Below are 13029 nucleotides of genomic sequence, written 5' to 3'. Positions count from 1 at the left end.
ATTTTAGAATTTATCCTCCCCTAACCATTCAAGTTCCTCCGGGATTCCATTGTGTTTTGTAATTTCCTTCATAATGAGTGCGCTGGGTCTTAAATATCGTTTTTTGGTTTTATAGTCTACTTTTATCAACCCAAATTTCTTTGAAAAACCACTCCCCCATTCAAAGTTATCAGTAAGAGCCCAGTGAAGATAACCGTCAACTTTGGCTCCATCATTAATAGCCCTCTCCAGATTTTTAAGGTGCGATACCAGATATCTGGGTCTGAATCGATCATTATCATCGGCCATGCCATTTTCGGTAATCATCATTGGTAATTCATATCTCTTGTGGTAGCTCATAACAATATTATATATTCCTTCTGGATAAATTTCCCAACCTGTTTCACTTACTGATCTACCATCAAGAGACTTCTCATATGAAACCCATCCTGTATCGTATCCGAGACCCCGAACATTTTCATATCCATCCTCTTTTCTTTTAACCACATTTCTGCTATAATAGTTTACCCCAATCCAGTCTATTCTATTACTCAAATCAGGCCTAATCGATTTCCCGTGAACATGATTTGTTTTTCTGCAAGCACCCACATACCAGTGAACATCACCGTGAATAAGGGCATCAAAGAATGAATATCTTTGTTCATATTCCACTTCCTCTTTTAACTTTGGATCCTTGTTTTCAAATGATTGTACATCGCCATTCGCGTATATCACTCCGATCTGTCTATTAGTAAACTGCTTCATTGCATCGTATGATCTTGCGTGTGCCTCAACAAACCATTTCATTCTAATGTGATAGGACTCTACTCTTTTATCCTCACTGCAAGTCTTAAATACCTCATTTGGTTCATTCATGGTTGCAAATCTGTCAGCTATGGAACCAAAGTAATATGATATATAGGCTGCATATTTTACAAATTCAATAACAGAACTACGATTCATACAGTTTCCGAGGGCATTGTCTTTCTCACTATTTCGATTACTGGGATCATTTATCCATAGTGGGAGTGACCAGTGAAAGAGATTGATGACAAGAAACCATCCCCTCTTTTTTATATCATTAAAAATATTGGTGTAGTGCTGCATTGCATTTTTATCACTCAATAAGTCCAGTTCTTTTATGGTTTTCTCGGTTATTTTAATTTCAAGAATATCCCCATTTTCTTCTATTACTTCAACCGTGACACGTTCGGTAGAAACGGGAAATATCCTTGACCATTCTATACCTATTCTAGCTGCATTCATTCCAATGTATTCTGCAAGATCATGATCTTTGGGATACAGGTCCCAGTATCCAACACCTTCTTCTGGCCTGTCTCCAGAAACAATGTGATTCTTGATATTTTCTGAATCATGACTCCATTTATACCAATCAGTGTTGGTATCAATATCACTGACACCCATTTCAAACTGAAATCCAGCCTCTGAAAAACCGAACTTAAAATTTTTTGGAAACATTTTTTATAATTTTCTATTGTTATTTTAAGGTTTTTTCAAAGCTTATACTCTATCTTATAGTAATTCAGGATTTATCTTGAGAAATAACATTCTCAATTTCTCAATTGAGGAAGTTTTGCCCCCAACGGAGTACTCTTCATTTCCTGACCTTATAAAAAAAGTGTTCCTGACAAATGGGATTTTTTCAACTTTCACTATTTCACCATCAATTTCTCTGTAATCGTCCTTATAATAACATTCAAGATGAGATTTGAGTTTTGCTCCGTTGTTAAGATAGTATTCTATTATATCACAAGCCAGCCATATGGTTCTGAATCTGATACAGTTGTCGTTGATCTGATCAGTATATATATCTGCATATTTCCACAATGACTGATTAAAGTAATACGATACTACATGAATGAAGTTGTCCTCCTCAAAATATAGGGCTAAATCATCCTTCCTCTCTCTTGTTTCTATTTTCATTGTACAGGATTTCCTATCCGAAATAAGAATTTCAACCGGTTTTCCTGACATTGTGCGAATAAAACAATTACCATCTATTTTTTCCGTGAGTCTCTGTCTCTGCTCCTTGAAAATAATAATACACATAGTAACGTTCGAAGAACTCAGTTTTTCAATATATGGGTAAAGTTCCTTGAATCTTTCATAGCTTGTGGATAAAATTAGTTCGTCCTCAGTGTGTGAAATAAGTGATGCCATTTTTTCAGTTACCTGTGTATTTCCCTCTAGAAGGGAAAGAAATGATCCGTTATTCTGATTATATATCCTTTTATTCTGAACAAAATGTTCAAGATTGAAACTATAGGTGTCTAGCCACTTTTTTTCTCTTTCCATAATGGTTGAAACAGGTATTGCCTTGTACGTTTTTCTTTTCCCAAAGCTACTTTCAATGAAACCCTTACGCTCCATTGAACTGAATAGGTCATAAACTCTGGGCTGAGGTATACCGGTTTCCTTTACAATACTGGTGGAATTCAATGGACCCTTTAGTATCAAAACTTCATAGATTTTGATCTCATAGGCTGTAAGTCCAAACTTGGATAATCCCTCAAAAATTTTTTCCTCCACATTATCTTATGTTATTTCAGTTTATAAATATAGTTGAATGTTAACTAAAAATTAGAATGATGTACAATTGACTATTTTTCATCTCTAACCCAGTCTGGATATCTTAAACAGCGATAGTAATGATTCTCGTTAGGAACTTTCTTTAACTCTGGGTGTGTCAATTCACACTCAAAAGTTTTATAAGGGCACCTTGTACTAAACTGACATCCTTTGAAGTTTTCATCATAGTTCGAAGGGTTCCCCGTTAGTCTTATTCCATCATATTTCCTAACTCCTATTCTCGGAATGCTTTTCAACAAAAGATAATTATAGGGATGAGCAGATGACTTAATCATAGATTCCCTATCCCCATATTCGGTTAATTCACCTGCATACATCATGCCAAGCTGGTCGGATATTTCATAAAGGATAGATAAATCATGAGTGATCATTATCATTGTAAAACCTTTTTTTCTCTGTATTTTTTTAAGATCAACCAGTATATCATGTTCGACAAGGACATCCAAACCTGTGGTGGGTTCATCCAGTATCACAAGTTCTGGAGAAAGAACTAGTGCCATTGCTATGACTGTTCGCTGTCTCATTCCACCACTAAGCTCGTGAGGATAATTATGTAATATTTCTTGAGGAAGCCTTACCATTTTTAATACGTCCTGAATGTTCTGCTGAAATTCCACAATGTTTTTCCCATGAGCCTCAAGGATATCGTTAAACTGGTCACCTATTCTTTTAACTGGATTCAGCGCATTCATTGCTGCCTGTGGGATAAATGTCATATTGACAGCCCTTATCCTTCGCAATTCATTTTTTGACATTTTTAAAAGATCATTACCCTTAAAATAAACCCTGCCTGATTCTATTTCTCCAGGATACCTGAGCGAATTATAGATAGATTGGGCAAATGTGCTTTTACCTGATCCAGATTCTCCTGCTATACCAAAGATAATGCCCTCTTCAATGGAAAGATTTAAGTCTCGTATAATTATTGAAAACCCGTTTTCCCAGTGATACCCAACGGTCAGATTTTCTACCTGGATTGCATTTGGCATTTAGTCCACCTCAATTTTCTTATATGGATCTGGGGCGGCCTTTATTAATCTTCTAGTATATTCGTCCACTGGATTTTCAATTACCTGTTTTGTGTTTCCGGACTCAACAACCTTCCCCTTATTGAGCACATATATTCTATCGGTAATCATACTAACTGTGTTCAGATCATGCGTTATATAAATTATACTAATTCCTAAGTTTTCTCTAAGGGAAAGAAGAAGTTCCAGGATTTCAATTCTGAGAGACACATCCAGCATGGAAACCGGTTCATCCGCAATTAGTACCTTGGGTTCTGTAGCAAGAGCCCTGGCCATATACACTCTTTGTCTTTGCCCACCAGACATTTGATGTGGGTATTTATCGAGAAATTGCGATGGAGGGTCAAGTTTTACCTGTGTCAGAAGCTCCTGCACACGATCACTAACGTTGCCCTTGTAATGATTGATTAACAATGGTCTCTTTATGTGCCATTCCACATTATGAAATGGATCTAGAGAGGCATATGGATCCTGAAACACCATCTGAATATTTTTTCGGTACACCTTTAGCCTCTGCCCTTTGTGGTGTGAAACATCCTCATTGTTAAAGATAATTTTTCCAGATGTTGGTCGATATAGAAGAACCATTAGTCTAGCTAGTGTACTTTTTCCACTACCACTTGCACCTACAATACCAAGTAATTCCTTTTCCCTTAATTCTAGACTAACTTCATCAAGTGCCTTTACTATGTCACCCTTTGTAAGACTTTTTCTGACTGTAAACTCCTTTGTGAGATTTTGAATTTCCATCAAACTCATGACTTCACCTTATTTTTCTTAACCTTAAAAACTCTCAACGCTGGATTGGCGATTTCATCCATTCCAAAGTTCAATAGTATGAAGGCAAACATTAAAACTGCTATAAAGATTGCAGGTGGCAATATCCACCACCACTCTCCAACAAGATAGGCTTCGTTATTTATGGCCCAGTATAGCATTGTTCCCCAATTGACCTGCTGTAGATTACCAACTCCAAGATACTCAACGAATGTAAGTCCCATGGTACCATACATGGCGGTAAAAAAGAAATTTGAAACGATTACAGGCATAATTGATTTAATTATTTGCCTGAATATAATGCTCATTTTTCTTTCACCTATTAGAATTGAAGAAAGAATGTAATCTCTCTTTGCAACTGACAGGGTAACAGATCTAAAAGTTCTAGCACCAAATGCCCAACCTGTCACCACAAGGATTAGGATTGTTGGAAAATAACCAAGATTCTGATGAATACCCAGAAAATACGCACCAAAGAGCATTATTAACAAAACTCCTGGAATTACCAAAAACACATTCACTATTGCATTTATTACTTCATTCGCACCCTTTGATGCAAATCCGGACAAAACTCCTACGAAAACGGATATCAATGTACCCAGTATACCCACGGAAAATCCAATGAGTAATGTTGGTGCAGCACCTCCTATTAATTGGGAAAATACGTCCTGACCATAACCCGTTGTACCAAGAAGATGGGAATAGGATGGAGGAATACTTTTCTTGAAAAGATATGCGTTTGGAGGGTATGGTGTATAAAAAATTCCAACAACAGCAAAAATGATGATAGAAAGCAATAGAAGAAAACCGGCTTTTGATTTGTTGTTTTGAAGAAGAACACCAAGTGGCTTAAATATCTTAAATATTATATCAAATGCTCTGTTTTCCCGTATTTTTGAAATCATTCCTTCTTTAGTCTTATTTTCCTGAATATTACTCACCCTCCTGCTTTATTCGTGGATCCAGGAAACCCAGTAGGATATCCACAATAAGATTACCCACAAGAACTGCAATTATAACCATTAAAAATATTCCCTGCAATAGAGGGTAATCGAGGTTATCTATGGCAGTGATCATATACATCCCTACACCAGGATACGAGAATATAGATTCCTCTATAATAACACCGCTTACAGACAACCCAATAGACATAGAAAATCCAGTTAAATTCGGTAGAAGTGCATTCCTATATGCAATGCTCTTTATCTGATAGTCCTTCATTCCAAGATTTTGGGAAAAACTGATATAGTCACTATTTACATTTGGAATTATGTTATTCCTCATACCAAGGACCCAACCTCCAAGGGATGTAAGAATTATAGTACCTACGGGGAGAACAGCGTGATACATCGTGCTAATTATAAATGGAATGTTAAATCCCATATTCACAGAATCAGAGTATGCACCGCCGATAGGAAATATCTTTCCGTATACTGAAAAAATATCCAGTAGTATAAATGCAAGAACAAAGGCAGGAAAAGCTGCCATGAACATAGAAAATAAATCAATTAACAAATCCTTTCCAGTATTCCTATTAATGCCTGCATATCTTCCAAGTCTGTTACCTATGAAGAATGAAATAGTTACAGCAGATATTACCAAAAATAAAGTCCATGGAAGCGCTTCAGCTAATATGGATGAAACTGGATCAGGATAAAAAGAGATTGAAATTCCAAGATTACCGTGAAATAAATCATTTAAATAAGAGAAATACTGTAAATAAATAGGTTTGTTCGTTGAAATTCCATATTCTGCCTCGAGCTGATGTAAGTATGCAATGTTTATTGTCCCTCCAGAATCTTTTAATAAATCTTCATAAACAATTTCTGCAGGGTCTCCAGGCATCAATCTTGGTAAAACAAAATTTAGAGTGAGAGCCCCAAAAAATACACTTACAAAAATTATAAGTCGTTTAATAATATATTTTACAGGTATAGCCGTTAAAATCACCATGGAAGGAAATGATTTTTAATCATTTCTCTTTTTCTGCCTCTTGTTAACTAATGTAACACCTGCGACTGCTGCAATTACGACTACTACTATTGCTACTCCTATGTATTCATAGGTTACAGTGGATGTTACCTTAACCGCTTTTGCACTGGTAAGCGGATATAGATGCAGAACAACAACTTCTGATGGATGGGGATACCATGGCATTGGGATCCAGAATGAATTGTTCTGGTTTGGCCATCCTCCTATGGTATTGTTCACGTATTCATACCAGTCTCCAGAGTATACAAGAGGAATTATAGGCATCTGGTTTAACATTACATTAACCATTTCATTTGTGTACTTATCCTGCAGAGTTAAGTTTCCTGTTAATGTATAGTTTGCATAAGCACTCATGAAATCGGTACCAGTAGCATTCCATCTTTCCTCATTTACGTAAGCAGTCTTCCCTATTGGTGTTACACTTCCCACCAGTCCACTGTAATCGTACCATGGATTTGGTCCTATACCAGATACCGTATCTACAGCCAGCTGATAATCACCGTCAGCTATATCACTTGCCAGATTACTTCCGGTAGGGGTTGTAGTTACTACATTTATGCCAATAGCCTTTAAATCTGCAGCAATTATGGTTATGTCTGTATCCCAGTCTGAATATCCTGCAACCGACATCAATGAAATAGTTGGCACAAGTGTTCCGTTGGAGTATTCAAGTTGTTTCTTACTGTTTAGTTTGAAGCCATGTTCTTCAAGCATTGACAAGGCTTTTGACGGATTGAATTGTGCGAGACTATTTGCTTGATTTAGGTTTGTTTTATTTAGATAGGAAAGCTGCTGCTGCAAAATGTTAGCTGCATTGGCAGGTTTCTCATATCCATACTCACCTATCTGACAGATTGCCGTTCTATTTATTGCTAAGGATAGTGCCTGTCTTACATAACTCTCGTTTAAAAATGGCATCAGATCATTAACCATCATAGTAACAGGCTGTCCTGCCGGATACCAGTAATGATTTGTTTTCGGATTATTTTGAACAAATAAAGATGTAACATTAGGTTCAAAAACTGATGCCCACTGAACTTTTCCCTCTGCAAGAGCTAGACTCAATGCACTATTGCTGGTATAATCGTTATATACCAATCTATCTATTTTCGGTAAACCTTTCTGCCAGTAATGTGGATTTTTAACAAGAACTACTTTTTGCGGGCTGAAACTGGAAAGTACGTATGGTCCTGTGCCTATGGGATCTGTTACAACTGCGCTTTGGGGATCTGGGACTCCATTACTGCCTGTCTGTTGTTCCCATGATTGGTTTGTAGGCATTATAGCCTGACAGCCAATGTAAAAGAGGTAGTTTGTCTGCGGTGTGTAAAATTTAAATGAAACCTTGTAGAGACCTTGTGCACTTATATTTTCTATTGCCCCCCAAGCATTAATAGCTTTCTTTTGAATGTTAAAAGTATAAACAACATCATACGAATTAAATGGCTGACCATTAGAAAAGGTTACATTCTGTCTTAATGTCATATTCAAATACAAACCACTTTTACTGAACGAATACCCAGTTGCAAGCCATGGAATAACAGTTCCATTATATGTATTAACCTGCAATAAGGGCTCATATATCATCCCCATTATACCTGTGGGCTCTGTCCATATATTATATGGATTAAAATTATCTACAAACTCTGGCGTTGCACCTGGTGACAGATAAAGCGTACTGTTGTTTCCATTTGCACTCGAACTATCTGCTGTTCTGGCAACTAAAGTAGTAGAGTTTCCGCCACTTACAAAAGAAAATACTGAAAGACCTGATAGCACCATAAGGGAACTTAACGCAAGTGCAATCAATATTCTTCTTCTCCTATAATTAGTGTTCATAATGCTAGCAAGTTGTAATTCTATATTTAAATTTAATCAGTTTGATCTTACTAACTTCTTAAGTAAAACTTGGAAATCCTTTATTTGAGCGAGTTTTATCAATGTTTATAACATTTGAAAATAATTCTAATATTTAAACTCTTTTTTTATATGACATTATAAATTTAACTAAATACGTGCACATATATACACCGTAAAAACGACCGAGAGTAAAATGAATAAAATTAAGTATAAAATAGGGATTGATTTGGAATGAAAATTAGAGTTTATAAAAGAGGAATTATACTCAGATTTGTAGTATTTTTTCTCATCATTATTTTCATTTCTCCCACAAACTTGATCCACTATCAGTCTACAAACCCCAAGGAAAGTTTCCCATCATTTCAATCTGATATTTCGGATGAAAAGATTAGTGATTATTTGTCCCATGTAAATTCCGGACTCAAGCCAAATACAACAAACATCGGAACGGTGAACTGTACTCTAGATTTATTTAGTAATAAGTTAATTAAGGGTAATTCTTCGCAGAGTAATAATGGGTTGATACCTACCTGTGCAGTTTATGACAATCTTGACAGAGAGATGTTTGTAACAAACTGCTGCACAGATAATATTTTGGGAATTAATTCAACAACAAATTTACCGGCCAACTGGTTTAATGTAGGCGATGCACCACAGGCCATAGCCTTTGACTATATGAATTCCGATCTATATGTTGCTAACAAGGGGTCATCTAATATAACTGTAATTAATACGGAAGAGAAAAGAGTTACCTCATCCATAAGTGTTGGGGGTGGGCCTGATTCTCTTGCTTATATTTCCTCAAAAAATTATCTGCTTGTTGCCAACTCATATGGAAATTCAATATCTGTAATTAATACCTCAACGAATCATGTAATGAATACAATATCGTCAAATTCGCCATCGGCCATAGTATATGATCCTTTAAACAGTATGATTTATGTTACCAACTATGCCAAAAATACTGTGACAGTTTATAATTTAGATCTCACAATAAGAACTATTATTGGTGTTGGGGATGGTCCTGCTAAACTCGCTCTCGATGACACAGGTCACAGTCTATTTGTTGTTAATGAAAGGTCAAATAATATGAGCGTAATTAGCACCATTTCAGATGAAATATCGAACACAGTAAAACTTGGCAACACTCCATTTGGAATTTCATATAATCCTGAAAATAAGTTAATTTATGTGGCGAACTTCTGCTCAGATAGTGTATATGCGATAAACACATCAACATATCTTATTAATAAAATAATCGCAGTTGGATTAAATCCTTACGGCGTAACATACAATCCAATAAATCATGAAGTATACGTTATGAATGAGTACACGGCTAATATATCTATCATAAATCCGCTAACTGAATCCGTAATTTATTCAATAGATACTGGTTCGGGTCCACAAGGTGGCACCTATGATTCGTATAATGGCTTTTATTATGTTTCTAACGCATTTTCAAACTTTATTTATGAGATAAATTCTGCTGGAAATAAGATATTAACCAAAATTGGAGTTGGTGTTGGGCCATCATCAATTACCTATGATGGATACAACAAGAATTTATATGTGACAAATTACGACTCTAATAATATTTCAGTGATCAATTCTTCTACGCAAAAAGATTATTTATCAATAAATGTCGGAATGGGACCATCTGCTGCTGCCTATGATCCAGTGAATCATGAACTTTACGTGGTAAATGAAAAATCTAATTCCCTTTCAGTTATCAGCTCCACTAATAATAAAGTCGTCTCGACGCTAAATGTTGGTAAAAGTCCACTTTCCGTCACATTCGATAAATCTAATGGATATATTTACACAGGTAACTTTGCTACTAACAATCTTTCAGTAATAAACCCATCTGACAATAATTTAATAGAAAACATCGGTGTTGGTTCTGGACCTCAGGGTGTTTTATTTTCACCATATAACGGCGATTTATATGTTATTAATTATATCTCAGGAACCCTGGATGTTTTAAGTTCAAAAACAAATAACATTATTAAATCTATTTATGTAGGATCTGGACCGGAAGGTATAAGCTATAATCCACAAAATAGCTATATTTATATTGCTGATGAGAACCAAAATATAGCTATAGTTGTAAATTCCACGAATAATGCAATAGTCGGAAGTGTTAAGGTTGGTAATTCTCCCTTCAGAATCGGATATGACAACTCTAACGGTTTCCTTTATGTTAGCAATCTTAGATCGGGTACAATCTCGGTAATTTCTACATTCTATTATTCAAATTACATTCCAAAAAAATCGGTTTCTAAATTAACAGAATACGATATTGTATTATTTACCTTGGTCGCTTTTGGAGTATTGGCTATAACTGCAATTGCAGCAGTTATTATTATTCGGAGAAAACAACAAAAACAAAATTAAAGGTGATATTTTTCCTTGAATTTGGTGTATTTGGATAGCAGATCACCGGTGATAGATCTGGAACTCTGTTCAATAGACACCACAAGATCTTCCTGGTTTATCTCTCTTATTTCATTGCTATCTATAACCTGAGAAAATACTTCTTCTGCCGCTCTCTTGCAGATGTATTTTATGTCAGCGCCTGTATATCCTTCTGAAATTCTTCCAAGCTCTTCATAGTCTATTGCATCTGATACCTTGAGTTCCCTTAGAAATGTTCTGAATAATTCTGATCTTGAAGCTTCGTCTGGTGGAGGGACGAAAATTTTTGTATCGAACCTTTCAGGGTTTAACATGGCATCATCAATATCCCACGGATTATTGGTAGCAGCTATTATCATGATTTGTCCATCTGATTCCTTCCTTAAATCTGTCATTTGACGTAGCATTTCGGGGACTCCTCTTTTCATGTATGACGAATTACTATTCGTTCTTCTTGTAGCCAGTGAATCGAATTCATCGAAGAAAATTATTACCGGTTTGTTGGCTATTGCTCCCTGAAAGAGGGATCTTATATTTTTCTCGAATTCACCAAATTTATTATCAAGAATATCTGAAGGGGTAATTGTCACCATTGGGTATTGCACCCTATTTGAAATTGCCTGAGCGATACTTGTTTTTCCTGTTCCGGGAGGACCAAAAAGGAGGATATTCCTTCCAGTAATGCCATACATTCTTGCTATTTCTTTATTCTCTCTAGCCTTGATTATCTGATTCATTACTATTTTTTTAACATCTGAAAGACCTGCAATATCATCAAAGGAAGTTGAAGCTATGGCGGGGCGGAGTCTTCTGAAATAGTCTGAAGAGTCATTTGCTATGATTACTTCCTTATATTTGGTTAATGAATTGCTTTTGGAAACATTTTCAGGCATTTCATTGGTAAGTTTGTCAATAATATTTACACATAGATCTGCCAGTTTTAGGAACTCGACTCTTTTAGCATTTTCTCTATTTTTGGAAGAATTTAATATCTCAGTGGCTAATAATTTTAGGTTCTCTATCTTTTTATTCTTAAGCTGATCTGATTTTATTATACTTTCTACCTTTTCCCTATACTTTTTCAGGCATTCTGCATCCTGACCGTTATTCATTTGTGTCGACCTTATCTAAATCTTTTAACTTTTCTCTTAGCCGCTTTTCCATTTCATCAACATTTATATCCTCTACCTTTTCCTTATCGTTTGCGTTCGTATTGTTACTCTTTTCCCTCCCGATAGAATCTAGTTCATAATTAAGATTTAAACCCACATCCTGGAGCAATCCACCAAAAAGATCACCAACGCGCTCACTTTCGTCAACTGCCTTATCCAGTTGAGATTCCATTTGGGACATCCATTGGGCATTAGCCTGGCCTTTTCCTATGGTCTTTACATAAGTCTTCATTGTGTCTGCAAAACTGTTCATCAATGCAGACTGGTCTTTCATCATGCCTATATCATCCACTATAAGAACAAATGATCTTATCTTCGAAGCCTGAACTCTTAGATTTTTAGCCTTTTCCTCAAAAGCCTGCTCTAAACTCTTATTTCCTATGGATCTCGCGGCTTCCTTTTGCGCATCATATTTTTGTGCCATCGAATCACATTTACCAGCATAGTCCTCTGCTTTCTTCTTAAGCAGCTTTATGTTCATCTGTGTTTCAACTTCAAGCTCTTCCTTAGATTTTCTGTTGAAAACGCTCAAATTATATCACCTCTGGATTTTCGTCCTCATCATCTTTCTCTTCACTATCCTTCTTGGGAATAGTTTTTTGAGGTTCATGAATAGTATTTTCATTACTAGCCACTTTAGAGGTAGATTTTTCAGTAATAGTTTCGAAATAAAGTTCAATATTATCCATATCTTCCATTATCCGTCCATGATCATTCATTTCTTCCTTTACTGTGTTTTGAAATTCCCTTATCATCTGACGATTCTTTAAGGTTTTATCCAGCTTCCTCATGAATTTTGAATCTTTTTCAGACATAAGTTCATTAATTGATTGGAGCATTGACATGAATTTATATTTTTCTTCCATGTGGTTATACTTTGCGATTTCAGCATTCAAAGAGTCTGTTGCCCTAATTTTCTTTATGTGATTCATATCGTCTGAATTATCTTTCATCCTGTTAATGAGGTCCTGAAGTTCTACAATATGTTCCCGGGATACATCCATAATAACATATAACTCCTGAAGACTTTTATTTAAAATCTTACTCCCCTTTTTTCCCAGGAATTTTTTGTCTCCATATGAAGACCACAATCCAACTAACTTTTTCATGAAACCCTCTGATTTGCTGGAATCTCCACGATAATATGCCAGACTTTCAATAAGTGACTGAAAATCATTATTTTTTTTCATAGAAAT

The 13029-nt window shown here is 35.8% G+C and carries 11 protein-coding genes; 1 reads left to right on the top strand and 10 read right to left on the bottom strand.

The features are described from left to right. Positions 1-3: 3 nt before the first annotated feature. The 7 genes from bgaS to CSP5_RS04415 all read right to left on the bottom strand — a co-directional run bounded on the left by bgaS (position 4) and on the right by CSP5_RS04415 (position 8225). Positions 4-1458, bottom strand: a complete 1455-nt coding sequence (bgaS, locus tag CSP5_RS04445; RefSeq protein WP_148689731.1) for a beta-galactosidase BgaS — start codon at positions 1456-1458, stop codon at positions 4-6. 54 nt (positions 1459-1512) lie between these two features. Further along, the gene (locus tag CSP5_RS04440; protein WP_148689730.1) at positions 1513-2529 is read right to left on the bottom strand and encodes a TrmB family transcriptional regulator; all 1017 of its coding nucleotides are present in this window, start codon (positions 2527-2529) and stop codon (positions 1513-1515) included. Between the two features lie 71 nt (positions 2530-2600). Continuing rightward, positions 2601-3578 (bottom strand): ABC transporter ATP-binding protein, encoded by a 978-nt coding sequence (locus tag CSP5_RS04435; protein WP_148689729.1) that lies wholly within the window; start codon positions 3576-3578, stop codon positions 2601-2603. Next, positions 3579-4376: an ABC transporter ATP-binding protein gene (locus CSP5_RS04430; RefSeq protein WP_148689728.1), complete on the bottom strand. Its 798-nt coding sequence runs from the start codon at positions 4374-4376 to the stop codon at positions 3579-3581. Then, positions 4373-5335, bottom strand: coding sequence for an ABC transporter permease (locus CSP5_RS04425; RefSeq protein WP_241869840.1), 963 nt, complete (start codon positions 5333-5335; stop codon positions 4373-4375). The genes CSP5_RS04430 and CSP5_RS04425 overlap by 4 nt, the downstream gene beginning before the upstream one ends. After that, positions 5328-6347 (bottom strand): ABC transporter permease, encoded by a 1020-nt coding sequence (locus CSP5_RS04420; protein ID WP_148689727.1) that lies wholly within the window; start codon positions 6345-6347, stop codon positions 5328-5330. Before CSP5_RS04420 ends, CSP5_RS04425 begins: the two co-directional genes overlap by 8 nt. Positions 6348-6362: 15 nt before the next feature. After that, positions 6363-8225, bottom strand: a complete 1863-nt coding sequence (locus tag CSP5_RS04415) for an ABC transporter substrate-binding protein (RefSeq protein WP_241869839.1) — start codon at positions 8223-8225, stop codon at positions 6363-6365. Positions 8226-8477: 252 nt separating this feature from the next. Between CSP5_RS04415 and CSP5_RS04410 the strand changes: the two genes are divergently transcribed. Then, complete coding sequence (locus tag CSP5_RS04410) at positions 8478-10640, top strand: YncE family protein (protein WP_148689726.1); 2163 nt, start codon at positions 8478-8480, stop codon at positions 10638-10640. Here CSP5_RS04410 and CSP5_RS04405 read toward each other — a convergent pair. The 3 genes from CSP5_RS04405 to CSP5_RS04395 are packed head-to-tail and all read right to left on the bottom strand — an operon-like array spanning position 10637 to position 13023. Continuing rightward, positions 10637-11773, bottom strand: coding sequence for an ATP-binding protein (locus CSP5_RS04405; protein ID WP_148689725.1), 1137 nt, complete (start codon positions 11771-11773; stop codon positions 10637-10639). The genes CSP5_RS04410 and CSP5_RS04405 overlap by 4 nt on opposite strands. Beyond that, on the bottom strand, positions 11766-12365 hold the full coding sequence (locus CSP5_RS04400) for a hypothetical protein (protein ID WP_148689724.1): 600 nt from the start codon (positions 12363-12365) through the stop codon (positions 11766-11768). The genes CSP5_RS04405 and CSP5_RS04400 overlap by 8 nt, the downstream gene beginning before the upstream one ends. A gap of 1 nt (position 12366) precedes the next feature. After that, on the bottom strand, positions 12367-13023 hold the full coding sequence (locus CSP5_RS04395; RefSeq protein ID WP_148689723.1) for a hypothetical protein: 657 nt from the start codon (positions 13021-13023) through the stop codon (positions 12367-12369). Positions 13024-13029: the final 6 nt, after the last annotated feature.

The sequence above is a fragment of the Cuniculiplasma divulgatum genome (genome assembly GCF_900083515.1).
GTDB classification, from domain to species: Archaea; Thermoplasmatota; Thermoplasmata; order Thermoplasmatales; family Thermoplasmataceae; genus Cuniculiplasma; species Cuniculiplasma divulgatum.
Note: the sequence above shows the minus strand (reverse complement) of the source record. Positions and strands in the feature narration are given on the sequence as shown.

What these genes read in the sequence shown, in the direction of transcription:
- bgaS (WP_148689731.1), bottom strand. Translation starts at nt 1,458, where the DNA reads ATGTTTCCAAAAAATTTTAAGTTCGGTTTTTCAGAGGCTGGATTTCAG.
- CSP5_RS04435 (WP_148689729.1), bottom strand. Translation starts at nt 3,578, where the DNA reads ATGCCAAATGCAATCCAGGTAGAAAATCTGACCGTTGGGTATCACTGG.
- CSP5_RS04430 (WP_148689728.1), bottom strand. Translation starts at nt 4,376, where the DNA reads ATGAGTTTGATGGAAATTCAAAATCTCACAAAGGAGTTTACAGTCAGA.
- CSP5_RS04420 (WP_148689727.1), bottom strand. Translation starts at nt 6,347, where the DNA reads ATGGTGATTTTAACGGCTATACCTGTAAAATATATTATTAAACGACTT.
- CSP5_RS04415 (WP_241869839.1), bottom strand. Translation starts at nt 8,225, where the DNA reads ATGAACACTAATTATAGGAGAAGAAGAATATTGATTGCACTTGCGTTA.
- CSP5_RS04410 (WP_148689726.1), top strand. Translation starts at nt 8,478, where the DNA reads ATGAAAATTAGAGTTTATAAAAGAGGAATTATACTCAGATTTGTAGTA.
- CSP5_RS04405 (WP_148689725.1), bottom strand. Translation starts at nt 11,773, where the DNA reads ATGAATAACGGTCAGGATGCAGAATGCCTGAAAAAGTATAGGGAAAAG.
- CSP5_RS04395 (WP_148689723.1), bottom strand. Translation starts at nt 13,023, where the DNA reads ATGAAAAAAAATAATGATTTTCAGTCACTTATTGAAAGTCTGGCATAT.